Origin of the sequence: Pseudoalteromonas mucoides, from assembly GCF_049257175.1 — a bacterium.
Classification (GTDB): domain Bacteria; phylum Pseudomonadota; class Gammaproteobacteria; order Enterobacterales; family Alteromonadaceae; genus Pseudoalteromonas.
On record NZ_JBMMUC010000004.1, the window covers coordinates 126,741 to 146,056 of the forward strand.

Sequence of the window (19,316 nt, forward strand, 5' to 3'; positions counted from 1 at the left end):
TAAATGTAAACTGTAACATAATTATTACATTTTAGTCGGGTCGTGTATTTTTAGAGTAAAACACGCACCAGAAAGCCGTTTACTTCGCCCCACAATAACAGAACCATGATGCCAATCAGCAACTTTGGCAACAATTGCTAGCCCTAAGCCATAACTTTGATCGCCTCGATTACGGTGACTTTGCTCTTGAAAAAAGGGACTAAACACCTTATGCCAGTTGTTTTCATCAATGCCTGGACCATCATCCTCGACAGTGAAGATGATTGTGCGGTTTTGTTTATAGGCAGATAGAATTATTTTTTCGTTAGCAAAATCACAGGCATTACTGAGTAAGTTACTGATTGCTCGCGCAAGCCAATGTAAGTCGGCATAAATACTAATGTCGCTACAGTTTAGTTCCAAATCGAGCTGCTGCTTAATAATTTTAGGCTCAAGCTGTTGTACTACAGTGGTTAAATATGCATTTAACTGGGTGTGTGTATAAGTCAGTTGTGTCGCTTTTTGCTCTAAAGTGGCAAATGCTAAGTAGCTTTTAAGCATTGACTCCATTTGATCTAAATCTGACTCCATTCTTGATAAGTAATTTTGTTTTTTTTGTTCGTCAGTACAATCAAGTGCAGCGTCTAAACCAAATCGCAAGCATGCAATTGGCGTGCGAATATCATGCGATAAACTGGACGCCATGAGTTTGTTTTCATCAAGCAGCTTTTCAATCTGGCTAGCCATGCGATTAAATGTCATTTCGACGTCTTTAATATAAGTAAAATGGGAGACCGTGATCCGTGCTTGTAAATTACCACTGGCGAACTGTTTAGCAGCTTCATTCACTACACTTAAGCGTTTAGCAAGCGGCGCAATAATAAAGCCCATAAAGACACATAAACCCGCATAAAAGAGTAAAGTGAGTAACATATCATTTTGCTGTGTAAGTTCTTGGCGTTTTTCTAATCGTAGCTTTAAATGAAAAGGCGCAAGTTGACTGTTACTGTAGAGCAAGTAAAAACCTTGTTGATCTTCGAGGATAAGACCGCCATCTTTATTCATTTCATTGACTAAAGAAGTTGGTAATGCGAGTGCTTGAGTAGCTCTGTATGTTAGAGGTAAAGAAAACTGAGCTGCGAGTTGCTGGGTAAAAGCAGCCCGTTGCTGTGCAGCAACAGTTGTTACTTGTTGGCTAAAGCCCATTAGGAGTTTGCTTTGCAGTTCAAACTCATCTTTACTACTGTAGGTTTGTTGGCTAAATGCATCGATAAGCCAGCCAAGTACCACAATTGAAAGTAGGGCACTGCCTAGTAATGAAATATAAAACTTTTTCATTGCTTGCTACAACCTCGGCTCGCTTTTATCTTTACCATGCACTGGCAACAAGTAGGTAACCTCGGCCCCAAATAGTTTTTATCTTTTCTGGGTGTTGTGAGTCATCATTAAACTTTTTACGCAGTGCAGAAATAAGCACATCTACGCTGCGGTCTAGGCCATCATATTCGCGTCCTTTGGTTGCTTTAAATACCGCATCGCGCGAAACAACTTGCCCTGCATTAGCTGCTAAGTATTGTAGTAACAAGTATTCCGCACTCGAAATTGGTTGCTCTACATTATTAATAAATACATTTCGAGCTTGGGTATCAATTTTTAATGAGCCGACTTCGATAATCGTGTCGTCTTGTTTGTTATCTGATGCATCATTATTTAGACGCAGCGCAGCTTTAATACGTGCAAGTAATGCTCTGGGTCTGACAGGTTTCATTATGTAGTCACTGGCGCCAACTTCTAAGCCTATCACTTCATCCATTTCATCATCGCGTGCGGTCAGCATAATAATAGGGCGTTGATAGAATTGACGAAGCTCTCTGCATACACTAATACCATCTTGGCCAGGTAACATGACATCAAGTAAAATTAAATCGGGGTTTAATTGTTTTACGTGCGCTACAACTTGATCGCCACGAGCGCAAATCTGCGTGGTGTAACCTTGCTCAGTTAAATACTCAGCCACCCATTGTGCAAGGGAGCTGTCATCTTCTACTAGTAAAATGGTGCCGTAATTATCCATAAAATTCTCTTTAAAAAAGTCGCCAGCGACGTTTCTTTTGACGGTTTTGATAAACCCATTGTAGTTGAACTTGAGTCGTTGCGATTATTTTACCGTTATCACTATTGATTAGCTCAAAGGCAATCGTTTCAACAGAATCAAAAGCGTAATTGAATTGACCTGATTTTTGTCTTAACCAACATTGCATTATATGTTTTGAAGTCGCATCGCGTAGGCAGTAATTACCAATTTCAGGCTGCTGCCAATTCAGTGCAACATCAGCGTAACAGTTCCGTCCTTCGCGAAGCGCAACACAAGTGTCTGGCACAGCGAGAAGGTTATTCTCTTGCGTTTGTTCGCCGTGGGCTAAAAGCGATTTAGCCCCCAGTAAACAAAACATGATTGTAAGAGTTTTAGAATACATATCGCACGCCTACCATGGCTTTATGTTGATAGCTTTGCGAGACAATGGGGCTATTAGCTATTTCGTCAGAGAACCACGTTGATAGCCAACCGCTTAAAAATACCCAATGTTGGTTAATTGGGTATTCGGCATGAAATTCAAAGATCAAGCTACCTGATGTGCCCGTGCTGTATATTGGTCTTGTTGGTGTGGCTTCATCTGCCGTGATACCAAAATAATAATTGGTAAAATCAGCTGAAAATGCGCTGATACCTACGCCCGTTCGAAACTCCCAATTTCGCCAAGGTAGAATATGACTAAAAAACGAATTCATTACCCAGCCGTTGTGGGCATTTGAAATATCATGGAGGTATTCAAATGATATTTGTGAGTTTTCAAAACGACGGGCTAAGCGAAGCCCGGTATTAAAATCATATTTGCGAGTATGAATACCGGCAAGTTCTTCTATGGTGCCGGTGTTATAAAAGTCGAGGCCAGTATCATCAAAGCCTGCTTGAACATTAGTACCAATTATATCCAGTTCCCAATTAAACTGTTCAATTATACTATAGCCTACGATCACACCACCACTGAGCTGGCTGTGATCTATATCGAGGTAAAAGCGGTCATAAGATAACGCAAGGTTAAGGTCAAGCTCTAAGCCATCGTTGTATGAGTCCATGCCAACCAAGAAGGAGTCTTCAATATAATAACCCGCTCCAGCACTCCAGTCCCATGCAAATCCGCTGGTGGGCTCAAGGGTGTTATCTGCATAGTAGCGGTTGCTTGCTGTCGTGGTGTTGCACCATAAACACATACTGATAAATATAAGTTTCAAATATGGTGTTAATTGATTATGCAGCATCTGTTTTCCAGCAGCGTAAATGGAGTAAGTAAGTGTATTATATTGTCAAAGAGTTCCTTTTATCTGTAAAAAAATGTATGAAATCGTATTTAATTTACAGCACTTTAATTTTATCAATCAAAATACTGGTTAAATAATACTGCATCATTGGTGTCAAAGCGCTTATCTCAGTACGATTACAGGGGCCTTGTAGCTTATTTAAGTTGCTCATTTTACTGATGGTTTTATATTCAGGAATACTGACATCTTGATTTGCGCGAGCCATACGCGCTTGCTCTGTATTTTGTTCGTGAATAAAAGATGCAACTTCTAATTCATTGCTGATTAATTGCTCTTGTACAAAGCTATATATAAGAGGCTCTCTGTGGAAACTGGCACTATCAATAGATGATTTACCAAACCACACAACATCACCTGAAGCTCTGTGGGTTAGACGCATACTTACTTGTGCATTAATTGTGGCACATTGTTGTGTCGGGTAAAGCATCGCGACTTTTTCAAATGTAGTCGTTGTTTCACTAGGAGTTTGTATTTGATATTTGGTGTCATCAATAAAATTAAGTTCAAGCTGATGAATTGATAGGGTGTAATCAGTCACGCCTTGATCAGCAACACGTAAATCAATAGCTGTTATTGCATCGCGTATTTGTGTGAATAACGTATCTGTAACACTGGCTTTATCTGCAACTATTCTTACTGTTTGATTACGAGTTACTTTATGGGCCGGTAGCTGCACCGACTTCACTTTAGGGGAAGCATGTTTAGTTGCGTATTCAACTTGGTAGCTTTGGCTTTTCAAAGATGGCTTTGCTGGCATTGCTAATGGTGCTGCTATTGGCGGTGGGGCGGTAACACACGCTGTAGTTGTTAAGATAAAAACAGCAATAATAAGAATACGAATAATCACAATAAACCCTTTAAAAATTCATGAATCTAGATATTGTACGTTAGTCTTAATAAAAGTTCATGGTATTATGGACTCAGAATCTTCTCAATGTAGATAATAATAATAAAAAATGAAGTATTTTGTGCCCTGGGTTTATACCCTTTTTCTCCTTACCTTGTTGTTTTCTAGGCTTAGTTATGCAACAGATAAACAGTGGCAATCACTTGTCATTGATTACGAAAAGCATTTAGCTTTAAAATTAAAAAGCAAAGGGATCCCCGGAGGAGCATTATCTATAGTAAACGGCCCTGATAATATTTTTGTAAAAGGGATGGGTGTTACAAAGCTTTCTAAGGGGCGCAAGGTTGATGCCCATACCCGCTTTCGCTTAGCCTCAGTATCGAAAACATTTGCAGGCTCGCTTACAGCAAAACTCGCCAGTGAAGGGCGCTTTTCTCTCGAAGATCCTGTTAGTAAATTTATTCCTGAATTCAGTAATACGAGTTATAAAAACAACTTGAAGGTTTATCACTTATTGAGCCATTCAGGAGGTTTAGTGCCCAATGCATATGATAACTTGATTGAGTCTAGAATGAGTTACCCTGATATTGTCGCTAAGCTTTTAAGTGTAGAGCCCATTTGTAAACCTGGACAATGTTATGGCTATCAAAATGTGATGTTTAGTTTGGTTGATGAGGTAATTAAAGCAAGCACTAAAATGGGCTATGCTCGCTGGTTAAATGAATTTGTTTTTGCACCATTGCAAATGAATGATGCTAGTTTAGGCTATGAAAAAATGATAACCGATAATAACTACGCCCACCCACATGTTAGGGGGCGTAAGCGTTGGCATACGGCAAGATTAAAACAAAATTACTATAAAGTGCTTCCTGCCGCAGGTGTTAACGCCAGTGCCAGTGATATGGCTATATGGCTTAAAGCACAACTGGGTTACTACCCAAGTGTGTTGTCGCCTGAAGTACTAGCAGATCAAACTCGCCCTTATACCCATACTAAAAAAGAGCTACGTCGTAGAGTGTGGAAAAAACACCTTAAAGAGGCTTACTATGGTTTAGGTTGGCGGGTTTATAATTATGATAATGAAACTCTTTATTACCACAGTGGCTGGGTGCAAGGCTATCGTAGTGATATCGTTGTTATGCCGCATTTAAACATTGGTTTTAGCTTGATTTTAAATGCGGAAACAGGTTTGATCAATGAGCTTACCACAGAGTTTATTGATCGAGCCCTTGCTTATAAACGCCGGCAGAAATAACGCTAGGATCATTAATGAAGTACTTACTGAGTTTTTTAATTATTTTTTATACAAGCGTGGTTTATGCCACACCTGAAAATATTTTCTTATTTCGTCATAGTGAAAAAGGCGAAGGCAAAAACCCGCATTTAACAACCGCTGGAAAGCAAAGGGCGCTGCAATTACCAGCCTTAATTCCCGATACTGAAACGGTTACGTTATATAGCACTAATTATAATCGTACAGTTGAGAGCGCAAGTGAATTAGCTAAGCACTTTGCTGTTAAGATTAATATTTATGATCCGCGAGATTTGGTAGCGTTTAAAGAGCAGGTTTTGCAACAACAAGGCACCGTAATTGTCATTGGTCATAGCAATACGAGTGTTGAACTAGCGGCTTTAATTTCTGAATTAACGGTTAGTAAAATGCTTGAATCAGAATTTTCACGCTACTTCTTACTACAGCGGACAGGGAAAAATTATCATTTGAGTGATTTAAGAATGAATTTTTAGTCGATTGCAGATTCTTTTACATTTTTCTTCGTCGTAAAATTTAATTATAAAAAAACCAGCTTTCGCTGGTTTTTTTAAGAAACTGAAAAAATTAATTGCGCGGCAATTGAATCTTCTTCTCTTCACTTTGACGATAAAGCACAATCGTGTGACCGATTGTTTGCAATTTCTCTGCACCAGTTTCACGTACAATTGCTTCAAATATCAAGGCTTTAGTTTCACGATCGTCAGTGGGTACTTTAACTTTAATAAGTTCGTGAATCTCTAATGCACTTTGTATTTCAACCACAACACCTTCGGTTAAACCGTTTGAACCAAGTAATACAACTGGTTTTAGAGAGTGTGCTTGACCTTTTAAAAACTGCTTTTGTTTGTTCGATAATTTCATGTTGTTACAAATTTTGCTGAATATGGCTTGAATTAAGGGTATTCTAACGCCATCTAGAGAATATTACTAATTAGTTGCGTGTTAATTTATGACAAATAAAAAACATTCAGCCAGTTCACAGCGTTGGTTGAAGGAACATTTTGATGATCCTTACGTTCACGAAGCCCAAAAGAAAGGTTGGCGCTCTCGTGCGATTTTTAAACTTGATGAAATTCAAAATAAAGATAAATTACTACGCCCAGCAATGACCGTGGTAGATTTAGGTGCAGCACCCGGTAGTTGGTCCCAGTATTTAGCAGAAAAAGTTGGCGCCAAAGGCCAAGTTGTTGCGTGTGATATATTGCCAATGGATTCACTGGCAGGTGTTGATTTTTTACAAGGAGATTTTCGAGAAGAAGCTGTACTCGATGCGTTATTAAATCGTATCGGGGGTAAAAACGTCGATGTGGTGCTTTCAGATATGGCACCGAATATGAGTGGTAATAGCTCTGTTGACCAAGCAGGCAGTATGTATTTAGTGGAACTTGCACTGGATATGTGTCACCAAGTATTGAAGAAAAATGGTGCATTTATTGTTAAAGTTTTCCAAGGTGAAGGTTTTGATCAATATTTACAAGATGTACGTAATAGCTTTAAAACAGTGAAGATACGCAAACCCGACGCCTCGCGTGCTCGTTCTCGTGAAGTATATATAGTAGCGACAGGCTACAAACTGTAGTACAGTTGTCAGGCGTGTAGTTGAATTTAAATTAATTGGATACAAGAGGTTAACCCCTTGAGCGATATGGCGAAAAATCTAATACTCTGGCTGGTAATTGCAGTTGTGCTAATGTCAGTCTTTCAGAGCTTTAATGGTGGCGATCAAATCGATCGTCAAACTAGTTACAGTCAGTTTGTTAAAGACGCCCGTAATGGCGCTATACAAGAAGTGGCAATTGAAAGTACCAGTGGCACAATCACTGGCACTAAAAGTAATGGTGAGCGTTTTCAAACCATTATGCCTATTTATGACAAAGACATTTTAAATGACTTATTAAAAAGTGATGTGAATGTTAAAGGTGTTAAACCTGAAGAACAGTCGTTCTTAGCAAGCATACTCATTTCATGGTTCCCGATGTTGCTGCTTATTGGTATATGGATTTTCTTCATGCGTCAAATGCAAGGCGGTGGCGGTAAAGGTGCTATGTCGTTCGGTAAGAGCAAGGCACGCTTGATGAGCGAAGACCAAGTTAAAACAACGTTCGCTGATGTTGCCGGGTGTGACGAAGCGAAAGATGATGTGACCGAATTAGTGGATTTCTTACGTGATCCGTCTAAGTTCCAAAAGCTAGGTGGTAGTATTCCTAAAGGGGTACTGATGGTAGGTCCTCCTGGAACGGGTAAAACATTGCTTGCCAAAGCGGTTGCCGGTGAAGCAAAAGTACCGTTTTTTACTATTTCAGGTTCTGACTTTGTAGAAATGTTTGTGGGTGTTGGTGCGTCACGTGTTCGTGATATGTTTGAACAAGCTAAAAAAGCAGCGCCATGTATCATTTTCATCGATGAGATTGATGCCGTTGGTCGTAAGCGTGGTGCAGGAATGGGCGGTGGTCACGATGAGCGTGAGCAAACCCTAAACCAAATGTTAGTAGAAATGGATGGTTTTGAAGGCAACGAAGGTATTATCGTTATTGCCGCAACTAACCGCCCTGATGTACTTGATCCAGCGTTACTTCGTCCTGGTCGTTTTGACCGTCAAGTCGTGGTTGGTTTACCTGATATTCGTGGTCGTGAGCAAATATTAAAAGTTCATATGCGTAAAGTGCCTCTAGGCGATAACGTAGAAGCGGCTGTTATTGCCCGTGGGACGCCAGGTTTCTCAGGTGCTGATTTAGCAAACCTTGTAAACGAAGCTGCTTTATACGCTGCTCGTGGTAATAAGCGTGTAGTTAGCATGGCTGAGTTTGACGCTGCTAAAGACAAAATCATGATGGGTGCTGAGCGCAAGACCATGGTGATGAGTGAGCAAGAAAAAGAAATGACAGCGTACCACGAAGCGGGTCACGCGATTGTTGGTCGTTTAGTGCCAGAGCACGATCCTGTTTATAAAGTATCTATTATTCCTCGTGGCCGCGCCCTTGGTGTAACTATGTACTTACCAGAGCAAGACCGTGTTAGTCATTCTAAAGAATTGCTTGAGTCAATGATTTCAAGTCTTTATGGTGGACGTATTGCCGAAGCACTTATCTATGGTGAAGATAAAGTAACCACAGGTGCGAGTAACGATATTGAACGTGCTACTGATATTGCACGAAAAATGGTTACGCAGTGGGGTTTGAGTGAAAAACTTGGGCCGTTACTTTATGCAGAAGATCAGAATGAAATGTATATGGGTGGCGGCGGTGGCCGTGCCATGAGCATGTCGGATGAAACTGCAAAAGTAATAGATACTGAAGTACGTTTGTTTTCTGATAGAAACTACCAACGTGCGGAAGATATTCTTAAAGAGAATATCGATATCTTACATTCGATGAAAGATGCATTAATGAAGTATGAAACAATTGATGCAAAACAAATTGATGACTTAATGGCACGTCAACCAGTGCGCGAGCCTCGCGATGCCCATGACAGACGTGATTCAGACGATAAAAAGCCAGAACCAGCTCAAGTAAAAGCTGAACCTGAGAGTAAAGATCAAGAATCATCGCAAAAAGATGAATCAAACCTTGATGACAAAGCTGAATAATAGTTAAAATAGCTTACCTAAAAACCCCGGGCTACCGGGGTTTTTTGTATCAAAAAGAATAATCAATGCAATGGATGTATTGAAGGTGAAAAATGACCACAGTTAATTTACCGCGGGGTCGTAAGTTGCACCTCGACACCCCAATCATTATGGGGATCTTAAATGTTACACCTGACTCCTTTTCAGATGGTGGTTCATACTACCAAACAGACAGCGCTGTCACTCAAGCTCAAACACTCTTAAACGATGGTGCAACCATAATAGATATTGGTGGTGAATCGACACGCCCTGGCGCACCTGATGTCACGTTAGAAGAAGAGTTAAACCGTGTAATTCCCGCAATAAAAGCGATAAGAGCTCACTCAGATTTAACTGTTAATGAATGTATCATTTCAATTGATACCAGCAAAAGCGAAGTTATGCGCCAGGCAGTACTTGCTGGTGCTGATATTATAAATGATGTGCGGGCTCTGCAAGAGCCTGATGCGCTTAACGTAGCAGCCCAGTTTAAAGATGTCGCTATTTGCTTGATGCATATGCAAGGCCAGCCTCGCACCATGCAAAGTAACCCGCAGTACAATGATTTATTTGCAGATATTAATCATTTTTTCCAGCAACGTATTGATGCGTGTAAAACAGCGGGCATTAAGCCACAGCAACTTATTCTAGATCCAGGCTTTGGCTTTGGAAAAAGTTTGACTCACAATTATCAATTGTTAGCACGATTTGATGAATTTAATCGATTTAATTTACCGGTGTTGGCAGGGCTTTCACGTAAATCAATGATTGGTAATTTACTAAATAGAACAACTGATGAGCGCCTTGCCGGCAGTTTAGCTGGTGCACTCATAGCTGCGCAACGAGGCGCAAAAATTATTCGAGTACATGATGTAAAAGAAACCGCAGATGTGCTTGCTGTTTGGCAAGCTTGCGAACAAGGAATATCAAATGAGCAATAGAAAATATTTTGGCACTGATGGTGTACGTGGCATGGTTGGAGAGTTTCCAATCACTCCTGAATTTGCACTTAAACTTGGCTGGGCTGCTGGCCGTGTATTGTCACAAAACGGCACTAAAAAAGTCATTATTGGTAAAGATACGCGGATATCGGGCTATATGCTTGAGACATCACTCGAAGCAGGCTTGATCGCCGCAGGCATCGATGTCGTTTTACTCGGACCAATGCCAACACCGGCTGTTGCCTACCTAGCACAAACATTTCGCGCTGAAGCGGGTATTGTGATCAGCGCTTCACATAATCCTTATCACGATAATGGTATTAAGTTTTTCTGTGGCCGAGGATTAAAACTCGGTGATGATGTTGAGCTGCAAATCGAAGCGATGCTTGACGAGCCTATGACCTGTGTTGCTTCTGATAAGCTAGGCAAAGCACGCCGTTTAGAAAGTGCAGATGGGCGTTATATTGAGTTCTGTAAGAGCCAATTCCCACAAGGTTTATCACTTGAAGGGCTAAAAATTGTATTAGATTGCGCTAATGGAGCCACTTACCATATAGCACCATCAGTTATGCGTGAGCTAGGTGCTGAGATTATTTGTCATGCATGTGAACCAAATGGTGTAAATATCAACTTAGAGTGTGGCGCAACCCACGTTGATGCACTCAAACGTAAAGTACTCGAGCATAACGCCGATGTGGGTATTGCCTATGATGGTGATGGTGACCGCGTCATGATGGTTGATCACAATGGCCGTGTATTTGATGGCGATGATATCGTTTATATTATAGCCTGTCAGGCTGCCCAAGATGATATTTTAGGTGGTGGTGTTGTTGGTACGGTTATGTCTAATATGGGCCTAGAAAACGCATTAAAAGCCAAAGGTATCGCATTTGAACGTAGTAAAGTTGGCGACCGTTATGTAATGGAACTATTGCAGGAAAAAGGCTGGAAAATTGGTGGTGAAAGCTCTGGGCATGTATTGAATCTAGACCTTATTAGCACGGGCGATGGTATCATCTCAAGCTTACAAGTATTAGCCGCAATGGTTGCACAAAACCGCACGTTGAAAGATTTAGGTGCCGGTTTTACTAAATACCCAATGAAAATGATTAATGTGCGCTACAAAGCGGGCACGGATCCAACGCAAGCACCAGAAGTAATTGCTGCAGTTACGGAAGTTGAAACTAAATTAGCCGACAAAGGCCGAGTATTACTGCGTAAATCAGGCACTGAGCCGGTAGTACGAGTCATGGTTGAAGCTGAAGAAGAAAAAATAGTCCTTGATAGCGCAAGAAAAATTGCTGCAGTTGTCGAATCTATGAGCAAACAAACTGATTGATAACAATAACCTCTTGTAACTTTGGGCGAGTCGAGTTACTATCTCGCCCGCTTTCTAATCTGGAGTGGAAAAATGGCAACACGCAAGCCAATGGTAGCAGGGAACTGGAAAATGAATGGCTCGTTAGAGCTTGTTAATCAGTTATCTGTTGCAGTAAATAACATCAAATCAGCTGATTTAGATGTTGTAGTATTTCCTCCTTACCCGTTGTTATCTTCGTTAATTGAACAAGGTGTAACAACAGGTGCGCAAACTGTATCGGAAAATGAGCCAGGTGCTTTCACCGGTGAAGTAGACGCACAACTAATTAAAGACTTAGGTGCTAAGTACACATTAGTTGGTCACTCAGAGCGCCGTAGTATTTACGGCGAAAGCAATAACACAGTTGCGAATAAATTTGCGCGTGCACAGCAAGTAGGCTTAACCCCTATATTATGTGTAGGTGAAAGTGAGCAACAACGTGAAAAAGAACAAACTGAATTAGTGGTTGCTGCACAAATTGATGCAGTAATTGATAAATTAGGTCTAGCAGCACTGAAAGATTCTGTGATAGCATACGAGCCCGTTTGGGCCATTGGCACAGGTAAGACTGCATCGCCTGAACAAGCACAAAGCGTGCACAAATTTATCCGTGATAAAATTGCTACTTTAAGCAGCGATTTAGCACAAGGGCTGACCATTCTTTATGGTGGCAGCGTTAATGAAAAAAATAGCGAATTATTATTTGCACAGCCAGATATAGATGGTGGCCTGATTGGTGGCGCTAGTCTAAAAGCAGATTCATTCACTGCAATCTGTAATAGTGCAAAAAGGACCGTATAAGATGTACGAAATTTTATTAGTAGTTTATTTAGTTGTCGCGCTTGCACTTGTTGGTATGGTTTTAATCCAACAGGGTAAAGGCGCAGACATGGGCTCGTCATTTGGCGCTGGCGCATCAGGAACTGTGTTCGGTTCATCAGGTGCGGGTAACTTCATGACAAAAACAACCACAATATTAGCGACAATCTTTTTTGTGCTAAGTATTGTGCTAGGTAACTTAACCGCGAATCAAATTAAGCAAAGTGATGAGTGGGAAAACCTAGAAGCAGCATCTGCTGTTGAAACAGTAACACCTGCTGATAGCGATGTTCCAGTAACATCTACGAAAGAGAAATCTGACGTACCAAATTAATTTATAGAATAATGTTAAGTGGTTTGCATTCCTCAAGTAAACTAACAAGCTTAACAGTTAAAGTGAAAGCTTTAAAAATGCGGTTGTGGTGGAATTGGTAGACACGCTACCTTGAGGGGGTAGTGCTTTCGGGCGTGGGGGTTCAAGTCCCCCCAACCGCACCATATCAAAGAAACCGGTAACAGCGATGTTACCGGTTTTTTTATACTCAAACATTCAGTTAGTTAGGTGTAATTTACAGATATTATCAATGTCAGTACCGGATTGACACGTTTTCTCAATCGTATTTTTTACAGTGTTTATACCAAAACCAACCCTTTGGACGTTTCACAGGGACTTACTTTCATCGTTATTACTTATTAAAAGGGACCCCCATTTTTGCAAAGTAACGTCTTGATATTAAGCTCCTGTAAAACGCTGAATTTTGTATCTTGAAGTGGCTTGGCTATATAGGGTGAAAACTAACCAGTGACTGTTGCTATGCTGTTTACATTAATGCCAGCTATGATCTAACGAATGCTTTAAGAATTGGTGGTTTGCTTACGTTACTCAAAAGATAAAAAAGAAGTGATGCTTTGAACTCAAGTCAAAAGAGCTAAGTTTTACAACTTAGCTCTTTCTATTTATCGCCACAAAATCATCAGAGCAACTAATAAACCAGCAACAGTAAATAAAATACACAGCCCATTGAATACTTTATTAATAACAGCGCCTTTGACATAATCCCCCGCTATTTGCCAACCAGCAAGTATGCTATTAATGGCAAATATAAAAATACACACCGTACTGACTAATTTGAACCAGCTTTGCGCCAGTAATGACTCAACCGCAGTAAAGTTATCAAGAGGTGTCGCAATGATTAATCCAATCAGCATAATACTGTAAAGTACAATAAAACAATTACATATGCGTTGTAACAGCCACTGTTTTACGCCTGATTTTACAATACTGGTCATAGCCAAACCCATCCTGCACAGATAATACTTAATACTAGCGCTAAAACGATCACTAGCCATGAAATTGCTTTGCCGCTGTCAAGCTCTTCGCAATAACCAAACTCTTGAACTATATGCTTTAAAGTACCTAAGCAGTAGTAGCTCAATGCTGTTAAATAGCCCCAGATGACAAACTGCAATATAAAGTAATCATTAACAGCTGCTTTAATATCGTTAAAACTTTGTTTTGACTGCAATGCACAGCATAAAACTAGCAGCAATGAAATCATTGCAAACCACACAATCACACCACTGACACGGTGTAAAATAGATGCATAAGCTGTGACTGGCAGTGCAATCGTGTTTATGGCCAAGTTAGTCGGCCTTTGTTTTCTCATAATTGTCCTTAGGTGACGTTTATAAAGTCGGTCTAAATTTAATTAAATTTATGTTCTTCAAGACCAAATAATAAATCTAATGCCGGAAGGATAGACGCTAAACAGAATAAAGCGACAATGAGCGCCCACTCATAATTGAGTTGAGTACTTAGTTTTATTATCCAAGATGCACTCATACTGAGCCAGAATGCATTAAACAGCATTGTTTTAAAGTTGGGCTGTAATGGCTTAGCGCAATATTTACAGGTTACTAGCTCGCGTTGTAATAAGCATAGCCGATCAGATAAATTGATTGGTTTTTTACAGCAAGGGCATTGGCGTTGCCAGAGTAGCTTAAACATAAAAAAGGCCGTTACTAATAATTCTCATTTAGATTAATCTAAGTAGCCATTAATTAAAAGCGTTTTTTATAGTTAATCTTACACTAGGCACAGTGAAGTTTCGTTCTGACTTTAATTTTTAGTAATGTAAGGTTAGGCCAGCTTCATGACTGGCCCATAACATAACAATAAGGCTGTAGCTTAAATTTATAAGTATTTATTAAACCAGTTGATTATTTCTTGGTTTGCGGCTGAATGGTTTTTCTGTAATCCGTGATTATCATCAGGGTATATAACGAGCTTATGGGAGATCTTGGTGCTATCAAGCGCTTTTGCAAACTCAATTGAGTTATTAACAGAAATCCGGCTATCATTTGCTGATATTAGTAAATGTATTCATATCAGGGCAAACTTGAAGAGTTGAGCGCCCGCAAAGCTTATTTGAAAGCTTTACAGGCACGGTTGTAAAACAGGCAGGTTACCAAGCTTGAGTTTTAATTATCGTTATCTTGCTCGCGCTGTTCGCGGGCTTCACGTAATTCTTGGGCGAGCTCTTGCGCTTTTTGCTTGGTTTTTTCAGTTAATTCACCTGCAGCTTCTTTACTTTCGAGCCATGCATCAAGGGCAACTTCTTTACCATCATCGTACATGTCTAAGCCAAGCTTTTTACTCTCATCTAATAGCTCGTCAAGTGATTCACCCTTGAATTCATTCGTGGTATCTTTTACCTCATCCCACGCATCACCTAATGCTTTTTGCATCTCTGCTTTGGCTTCTGCAGCATCTTCTTTTACCTCATTAGCATCTTCACATCCGCTGAGAATAACGCAACTTAACAAAACTAAACTCGCAAATTTTTTCATATTTGTTCTCTATTAAAAAGGGAGTGTTCCTAAGACTGTCATTCTTAGGTAAAGTAATTTTAGTAATAATTTAAAAACATGCAATATACAGGTAAAAATATGAACATACCTAGAACAGCAAGACTCACCTTTAAACTAATGGATGAACATGATGCCCCGTTACTGCATGAGCTTGATAGTGATCCTCTTGTAATGCAGCACTTAACACGAGGCAAAGTGAGTAGCATGCAGACAATTCAAGAGGTCTTTATTCCGCGTATGCAAGCGTATCGCAATACCGAAAAGGGCTGGGGATTATGGCAGGTGAATATTACGCAAACAAATGAGTTTATAGGCTGGGTGCTTATCAGGCCGATGGACTTCTTTACTAAATCGCCTAACTACAATGATATTGAAATTGGTTGGCGTTTTAAACGCTCAAGCTGGGGCAAAGGGTTTGCTAGTGAAGCGGCTAGAGCAATAGCTGATTGTATTGCTCAGCAGCCTCAAGTGCATGCTATTAGTGCGACAGCGTTACAAGACAATCTAGCTTCTATTAAAGTCATGGAAAAATTAGCCATGAAATTTATTAAAAATTACACTCATATAGATGACGAAGGTGAGCTACCTGCTGTGCTATATCGAAAGTTAGTTTAATTGTCGTTTGACCTAGCGCGGTACAATATGCATTAATGGTGAAATAATTTAGTTAAAAAATAAAATTAAAAAGGAATGAACTATGTTTTCTCGTGGCAAGATTTTGCTTCTATTGAGCTTCATGGTAATTCAGCTAAATCTAATGCTGAGTGCTGCAGAAAAAACGAGCCAAGCTGCGGTTGCCATGCCAGACAGTTATAGTAGTGATACCGCAAGGGCTATTCTAGAGCAAGGCGGTAATGCCGTTGATGCGGCTATCGCGGCACAATTTGTATTGGCTGTAACCCTACCTGAAGCTGGGAATATTGGTGGCGGTGGTTTTATGCTGATCCAAAAAGACGGCGAAAGTGACTTTATTGATTATCGTGAAACAGCACCGAGTGCGGCACATCGCGATATGTATTTAGATGAGCAGGGCAATGTTATTAAGCATCGCTCTGTGTATGGTATTCATGCCAGCGGTGTGCCTGGCAGTGTTGCAGGTATGTGGCTTGCTCATAAAAAACACGGGACTCTTGATTGGAAAACCTTAGTTGAACCCGCTGTAAAACTTGCCGAACATGGCTTTATTGTACATCCAAAGCTTGCCCGCAGCATCGAACGTTACATAGCTCGTATGGCTAAAAAAGACGTTTCGATTAATTTTGCTGAGTATTTTGCCAGCGCTAAAGCAAAGCAAAACTTTAAGCAGTTAGAGCTTGCCGCGACACTTAAGCGCATTCGTGATAATGGTAAAGCAGGGTTCTATGAAGGCGAAACCGCTAAAATTATCGCTGATTTTATGGCGTTACATGGCGGCATAATCACGCAAGCCGATTTAAAAAGCTATCAAGCAAAATCACGGACTCCTATTAAAGCCAGTTGGAACGGTTATGAAGTTTTAACATCACCTCCTCCAAGCTCAGGCGGCATTGCTATTTTACAATGGCTAAGAATGTATGAATTAACTAAGCCAAGCGCAGGCTTTGAGCATAATTCAACGGCCTATATTCATTTATTATCTGAAATAGGCAAACGCGTTTTTGCCGATAGGGCAGAGTACTTAGGTGACCCAGACTTTTTTGACGTACCACAAACAGAGCTGATTGCCAGTGAATACCTTAAAAAGCGCAGTAGCACCATTACACTTGATAAAATATCAACCACTGAAGACATTAAACCAGGTTTGTATGAAAGCGAACAAACGACTCACTTTTCAATTGTAGATAAATGGGGGAATGCAGTATCGAACACCACAACGATTAACTTAGGTTACGGCAGTGGCGTAGTGGTGGCAGGCGCAGGCTTTTTACTTAATGATGAGATGGATGACTTTAGTGCAAAACCAGGCGTGATGAACGTTTTTGGCGCGCTTGGTGGCAAAGCCAACGAAATACAGCCACATAAACGTATGCTGAGTTCAATGACGCCAACTATCTTACTCAAAGACAATAAAGTCAAAATGGTCACAGGCTCACCGGGCGGCACGACGATTATTAGCTCAGTATATGAGTCTATTTTAAACGCGGTTGAATTTAATATGAGTGCTGAAGAAGTGGTGAACAGCCCACGTTTTCATCACCAGTTATGGCCGAAAAATGTGATTCGCCATCACAGCGGTTTAGCTTCTGATGTTATCAGCGCACTAGAAAAAATGGGTTACACATTAGATGAGCGCCGCTTTGGTGATATGCATGTGATTATTGAACGTGATGGCAAACTTGATGCAGGATCAGAAGCTTCCGGTCGCGGTAAAGCAATGGTGTTTTGATCTTGAGCTGTAAGTGGTTAGCCGTAAGCTGTCAGTTTGCACTGTGTTAAATTAAGCGATTGTAGTTGAGTTGAGCATAGCGAAGTCCAGTTAAAAGGTTTTAGGAGCTAGGTAACTAGATTTTAGGTGCTAGGTCACTAGGTAACTAGGGGCTAGGGGGGAGTATCTTGTAAGCGCGAGTTTATCTCGCGTTTTGGGCATTGTAAAAACATACGCTGACAGCTATTAATTAATAACAGTGCCTGACTTAAACTAGGAATTAGTATTATCAATTGCCTTTAAAGCGCCATAAACGGACGGTGGCATCATAGTCACTTGTTAGAGCTATTCTAGAGTATACCAGCTTGACGTTTAGCTAACTTAAATTCCATGACTCCTTTAGCTACGCCGTCAACACCAGGAAATAGAGTTGTAGCCGATACGTTGAACTTCATACACCTTAGTAATAATTCACCGGCAGTGTTTGCAGGAAGTGTAAACTTATATACCTTTGCGTTATTAGCCAATAAATTATCAATTAAACTTTTTTCGGTTTCTGGGCAAAACTCATCTGTGTAGAAAGTGCTGCTCGGCTCCTTATATAATAAAAATAAACCTTTTTGTGCTGCCAAGTTCCCACTTACACTGCCTGCAGGTGAAACTGTTTCCAAACCGATATTAGCCAGAGTAGTGCTATCTGCATCTAATACCCAAACAGCTAAGCGTTGTTCAGTTTCAACTTTTGAATTCAACACTTGAGAAGCAGCGAAATACATAGCAACAAGAGAGCTGCGACTCCAGTCTAATAATCGAGTAGGTATTCCATGATGTTGTGCCATTGCTAATATAGAATGGAATTCTTTATGTGGCCATCCTGCCGTTGAATCAGCATATCGAGCCATCGCTGTCGAATAATCCATTGAACTTCTGAAATCATGGCTATCATGCGGAATCGATATTCCTTGCTCATCACAGCCAAATAGGAAACCGTGAAGTAAACTAAACTCGAATTCAATTACCTGCGAGGTTCTCAAATACTCCATTCTTTTTCGATGAAATTTTAAGATAATATCATCTCTAAAAACAGTTGGAGTCAAATTCCATAAGGCGTTTGCATGCCCGCGAAAAATTGGATTCTTTAGTTTATTAGAAAATGTTCCAATTGGTGACAACAGATCCCAAAGCTCATCAACTCTCGATAGTTCCTCTTCAATGATTGGCACAATTCACCTCATAGTTCTAACAATTTTATCAGATCAGACCCTCCCTATTTTAGCGCGAAAACGTCCTTATTTTATGAACTTACATTAATAGAAAATACTATAAGTTATTGCCAGCTATATATTATACCTACTTTAGCTTATTTAAATATGTGGTAAAGGGGTAGTTACTCATATTCTTACTAGGCTAATGACGGCTCACCTCAATGTTCGGTTATCGCTCAAACTCGTTGCTCAGATTGTCATGAATCACTCATTAAATACTACTAAACGCCATAAAATAGGGGCTTAGCCGCCGGCAATTTTCACTTTGAATTTAAGTGCTTCAAGTATGGCTTTGAGTTTATCGCGGTCGTCGCCTTGCACTTCGATGATGCCGTCTTTAACTGCGCCACCTTGGCCCATTTTACTTTTGATTGTTTTAGCTAATTTTTTTAGGTCATGTTGTTCGCTATCAATACCGGTTACTAGCATGACACCTTTGCCTTTACGGCCTTTAGTTTGACGTTCAATTCGCAAAGCACCGTCTTTAAATACTTTACCAGCGACTTCTTTAGTTGCTTTTGGTTGGCTAATACGACCAGTTTCTGTTGAATAAACGAGATTATTGTCACTCATACTAAACCTGTAATGAAAAAGTTATATAAACAATGGCTTCTATGATAACAAATTTACAC

General features: G+C 40.3%; 23 protein-coding genes and 1 tRNA gene. 11 read left to right on the forward strand and 13 right to left on the reverse strand.

Annotation, left to right across the window (positions count from 1 at the left end; genetic code table 11):
- Nucleotides 1-24 precede the first annotated feature (24 nt).
- The 5 genes from AAEU30_RS05725 to AAEU30_RS05745 all read right to left on the reverse strand — a co-directional run bounded on the left by AAEU30_RS05725 (nucleotide 25) and on the right by AAEU30_RS05745 (nucleotide 4,201).
- Nucleotides 25-1,317, reverse strand: coding sequence for a sensor histidine kinase (locus AAEU30_RS05725; RefSeq protein WP_421959702.1), 1,293 nt, complete (start codon nucleotides 1,315-1,317; stop codon nucleotides 25-27).
- A gap of 31 nt (nucleotides 1,318-1,348) precedes the next feature.
- Nucleotides 1,349-2,053 carry a response regulator gene (locus AAEU30_RS05730; protein ID WP_421959703.1) on the reverse strand — a complete coding sequence of 235 codons (705 nt, stop codon included), beginning with the start codon at nucleotides 2,051-2,053 and terminating at the stop codon, nucleotides 1,349-1,351.
- Nucleotides 2,054-2,063: 10 nt separating this feature from the next.
- The gene (locus tag AAEU30_RS05735) at nucleotides 2,064-2,456 is read right to left on the reverse strand and encodes a DUF3019 domain-containing protein (RefSeq protein ID WP_421959704.1); all 393 of its coding nucleotides are present in this window, start codon (nucleotides 2,454-2,456) and stop codon (nucleotides 2,064-2,066) included.
- Nucleotides 2,446-3,252: a MipA/OmpV family protein gene (locus tag AAEU30_RS05740; protein ID WP_421959874.1), complete on the reverse strand. Its 807-nt coding sequence runs from the start codon at nucleotides 3,250-3,252 to the stop codon at nucleotides 2,446-2,448. Before AAEU30_RS05740 ends, AAEU30_RS05735 begins: the two co-directional genes overlap by 11 nt.
- A gap of 142 nt (nucleotides 3,253-3,394) precedes the next feature.
- Entirely contained in the window at nucleotides 3,395-4,201 is an 807-nt protein-coding gene (locus AAEU30_RS05745; protein ID WP_421959875.1) for a hypothetical protein, read from the reverse strand.
- 115 nt (nucleotides 4,202-4,316) lie between these two features.
- On the opposite strand from AAEU30_RS05745, the gene AAEU30_RS05750 reads away from it, so the two are divergent.
- Entirely contained in the window at nucleotides 4,317-5,462 is a 1,146-nt protein-coding gene (locus AAEU30_RS05750; RefSeq protein ID WP_421959705.1) for a serine hydrolase domain-containing protein, read from the forward strand.
- Nucleotides 5,463-5,476: 14 nt separating this feature from the next.
- The gene (locus AAEU30_RS05755) at nucleotides 5,477-5,953 is read left to right on the forward strand and encodes a histidine phosphatase family protein (RefSeq protein ID WP_421959706.1); all 477 of its coding nucleotides are present in this window, start codon (nucleotides 5,477-5,479) and stop codon (nucleotides 5,951-5,953) included.
- 91 nt (nucleotides 5,954-6,044) lie between these two features.
- Here AAEU30_RS05755 and yhbY read toward each other — a convergent pair whose 3' ends face one another.
- Nucleotides 6,045-6,341 (reverse strand): ribosome assembly RNA-binding protein YhbY, encoded by a 297-nt coding sequence (gene yhbY / locus AAEU30_RS05760; protein ID WP_058559834.1) that lies wholly within the window; start codon nucleotides 6,339-6,341, stop codon nucleotides 6,045-6,047.
- A gap of 88 nt (nucleotides 6,342-6,429) precedes the next feature.
- Here yhbY and rlmE point away from each other — a divergent pair, with 88 nt between their 5' ends.
- The 7 genes from rlmE (at nucleotide 6,430) to AAEU30_RS05795 (ending at nucleotide 12,702) form a co-directional block, all read left to right on the forward strand.
- Nucleotides 6,430-7,059 (forward strand): 23S rRNA (uridine(2552)-2'-O)-methyltransferase RlmE, encoded by a 630-nt coding sequence (gene rlmE, locus AAEU30_RS05765; protein WP_087530813.1) that lies wholly within the window; start codon nucleotides 6,430-6,432, stop codon nucleotides 7,057-7,059.
- Nucleotides 7,060-7,125: 66 nt separating this feature from the next.
- Nucleotides 7,126-9,066, forward strand: a complete 1,941-nt coding sequence (gene ftsH, locus AAEU30_RS05770) for an ATP-dependent zinc metalloprotease FtsH (RefSeq protein ID WP_421959707.1) — start codon at nucleotides 7,126-7,128, stop codon at nucleotides 9,064-9,066.
- Between the two features lie 92 nt (nucleotides 9,067-9,158).
- Nucleotides 9,159-10,025: a dihydropteroate synthase gene (gene folP / locus AAEU30_RS05775; RefSeq protein ID WP_421959708.1), complete on the forward strand. Its 867-nt coding sequence runs from the start codon at nucleotides 9,159-9,161 to the stop codon at nucleotides 10,023-10,025.
- Complete coding sequence (gene glmM / locus AAEU30_RS05780) at nucleotides 10,015-11,364, forward strand: phosphoglucosamine mutase (protein WP_421959709.1); 1,350 nt, start codon at nucleotides 10,015-10,017, stop codon at nucleotides 11,362-11,364. The genes folP and glmM overlap by 11 nt, the downstream gene beginning before the upstream one ends.
- Before the next feature lie 72 nt (nucleotides 11,365-11,436).
- Entirely contained in the window at nucleotides 11,437-12,186 is a 750-nt protein-coding gene (gene tpiA / locus AAEU30_RS05785) for a triose-phosphate isomerase (RefSeq protein ID WP_421959710.1), read from the forward strand.
- Nucleotide 12,187: 1 nt separating this feature from the next.
- Nucleotides 12,188-12,538 (forward strand): preprotein translocase subunit SecG, encoded by a 351-nt coding sequence (gene secG / locus AAEU30_RS05790; RefSeq protein ID WP_421959711.1) that lies wholly within the window; start codon nucleotides 12,188-12,190, stop codon nucleotides 12,536-12,538.
- A gap of 79 nt (nucleotides 12,539-12,617) precedes the next feature.
- A tRNA-Leu gene (locus AAEU30_RS05795) sits at nucleotides 12,618-12,702 on the forward strand.
- A 459-nt stretch (nucleotides 12,703-13,161) separates the two neighbouring features.
- Here AAEU30_RS05795 and sdhD read toward each other — a convergent pair.
- The 5 genes from sdhD to AAEU30_RS05820 form a co-directional block, all read right to left on the reverse strand.
- Entirely contained in the window at nucleotides 13,162-13,494 is a 333-nt protein-coding gene (gene sdhD, locus AAEU30_RS05800; RefSeq protein WP_421959712.1) for a succinate dehydrogenase, hydrophobic membrane anchor protein, read from the reverse strand.
- Nucleotides 13,491-13,871, reverse strand: coding sequence for a succinate dehydrogenase, cytochrome b556 subunit (gene sdhC / locus AAEU30_RS05805; protein WP_421959713.1), 381 nt, complete (start codon nucleotides 13,869-13,871; stop codon nucleotides 13,491-13,493). The genes sdhD and sdhC overlap by 4 nt, the downstream gene beginning before the upstream one ends.
- A 38-nt stretch (nucleotides 13,872-13,909) precedes the next feature.
- Nucleotides 13,910-14,212, reverse strand: coding sequence for a hypothetical protein (locus AAEU30_RS05810; protein WP_421959714.1), 303 nt, complete (start codon nucleotides 14,210-14,212; stop codon nucleotides 13,910-13,912).
- Nucleotides 14,213-14,398: 186 nt separating this feature from the next.
- Nucleotides 14,399-14,587, reverse strand: a complete 189-nt coding sequence (locus tag AAEU30_RS05815; RefSeq protein WP_421959876.1) for an alpha/beta hydrolase family protein — start codon at nucleotides 14,585-14,587, stop codon at nucleotides 14,399-14,401.
- A gap of 98 nt (nucleotides 14,588-14,685) precedes the next feature.
- Nucleotides 14,686-15,054: a hypothetical protein gene (locus tag AAEU30_RS05820; RefSeq protein WP_421959715.1), complete on the reverse strand. Its 369-nt coding sequence runs from the start codon at nucleotides 15,052-15,054 to the stop codon at nucleotides 14,686-14,688.
- 99 nt (nucleotides 15,055-15,153) lie between these two features.
- Here AAEU30_RS05820 and AAEU30_RS05825 point away from each other — a divergent pair, with 99 nt between their 5' ends.
- Both AAEU30_RS05825 and ggt read left to right on the forward strand, forming a co-directional pair.
- Entirely contained in the window at nucleotides 15,154-15,690 is a 537-nt protein-coding gene (locus tag AAEU30_RS05825) for a GNAT family N-acetyltransferase (protein WP_421959716.1), read from the forward strand.
- A 121-nt stretch (nucleotides 15,691-15,811) separates the two neighbouring features.
- Entirely contained in the window at nucleotides 15,812-17,440 is a 1,629-nt protein-coding gene (gene ggt, locus AAEU30_RS05830; protein ID WP_421959877.1) for a gamma-glutamyltransferase, read from the forward strand.
- A 329-nt stretch (nucleotides 17,441-17,769) separates the two neighbouring features.
- Here ggt and AAEU30_RS05835 read toward each other — a convergent pair whose 3' ends face one another.
- Nucleotides 17,770-18,642, reverse strand: coding sequence for an FRG domain-containing protein (locus AAEU30_RS05835; RefSeq protein ID WP_421959717.1), 873 nt, complete (start codon nucleotides 18,640-18,642; stop codon nucleotides 17,770-17,772).
- 285 nt (nucleotides 18,643-18,927) lie between these two features.
- Nucleotides 18,928-19,257, reverse strand: a complete 330-nt coding sequence (locus AAEU30_RS05840) for an SUI1 family translation initiation factor (RefSeq protein WP_087530800.1) — start codon at nucleotides 19,255-19,257, stop codon at nucleotides 18,928-18,930.
- Between the last annotated feature and the right edge of the window lie 59 nt (nucleotides 19,258-19,316).

Coding starts and splice junctions, on each gene's coding strand:
- AAEU30_RS05725 (WP_421959702.1), bottom strand. CDS start 1,317: ATGAAAAAGTTTTATATTTCATTACTAGGCAGTGCCCTACTTTCAATT.
- AAEU30_RS05730 (WP_421959703.1), bottom strand. CDS start 2,053: ATGGATAATTACGGCACCATTTTACTAGTAGAAGATGACAGCTCCCTT.
- AAEU30_RS05735 (WP_421959704.1), bottom strand. CDS start 2,456: ATGTATTCTAAAACTCTTACAATCATGTTTTGTTTACTGGGGGCTAAA.
- AAEU30_RS05740 (WP_421959874.1), bottom strand. CDS start 3,252: ATGTGTTTATGGTGCAACACCACGACAGCAAGCAACCGCTACTATGCA.
- AAEU30_RS05750 (WP_421959705.1), top strand. CDS start 4,317: ATGAAGTATTTTGTGCCCTGGGTTTATACCCTTTTTCTCCTTACCTTG.
- AAEU30_RS05755 (WP_421959706.1), top strand. CDS start 5,477: ATGAAGTACTTACTGAGTTTTTTAATTATTTTTTATACAAGCGTGGTT.
- yhbY (WP_058559834.1), bottom strand. CDS start 6,341: ATGAAATTATCGAACAAACAAAAGCAGTTTTTAAAAGGTCAAGCACAC.
- rlmE (WP_087530813.1), top strand. CDS start 6,430: ATGACAAATAAAAAACATTCAGCCAGTTCACAGCGTTGGTTGAAGGAA.
- ftsH (WP_421959707.1), top strand. CDS start 7,126: ATGGCGAAAAATCTAATACTCTGGCTGGTAATTGCAGTTGTGCTAATG.
- folP (WP_421959708.1), top strand. CDS start 9,159: ATGACCACAGTTAATTTACCGCGGGGTCGTAAGTTGCACCTCGACACC.
- glmM (WP_421959709.1), top strand. CDS start 10,015: ATGAGCAATAGAAAATATTTTGGCACTGATGGTGTACGTGGCATGGTT.
- tpiA (WP_421959710.1), top strand. CDS start 11,437: ATGGCAACACGCAAGCCAATGGTAGCAGGGAACTGGAAAATGAATGGC.
- secG (WP_421959711.1), top strand. CDS start 12,188: ATGTACGAAATTTTATTAGTAGTTTATTTAGTTGTCGCGCTTGCACTT.
- sdhD (WP_421959712.1), bottom strand. CDS start 13,494: ATGACCAGTATTGTAAAATCAGGCGTAAAACAGTGGCTGTTACAACGC.
- sdhC (WP_421959713.1), bottom strand. CDS start 13,871: ATGAGAAAACAAAGGCCGACTAACTTGGCCATAAACACGATTGCACTG.
- AAEU30_RS05810 (WP_421959714.1), bottom strand. CDS start 14,212: ATGTTTAAGCTACTCTGGCAACGCCAATGCCCTTGCTGTAAAAAACCA.
- AAEU30_RS05820 (WP_421959715.1), bottom strand. CDS start 15,054: ATGAAAAAATTTGCGAGTTTAGTTTTGTTAAGTTGCGTTATTCTCAGC.
- AAEU30_RS05825 (WP_421959716.1), top strand. CDS start 15,154: ATGAACATACCTAGAACAGCAAGACTCACCTTTAAACTAATGGATGAA.
- ggt (WP_421959877.1), top strand. CDS start 15,812: ATGGTAATTCAGCTAAATCTAATGCTGAGTGCTGCAGAAAAAACGAGC.
- AAEU30_RS05840 (WP_087530800.1), bottom strand. CDS start 19,257: ATGAGTGACAATAATCTCGTTTATTCAACAGAAACTGGTCGTATTAGC.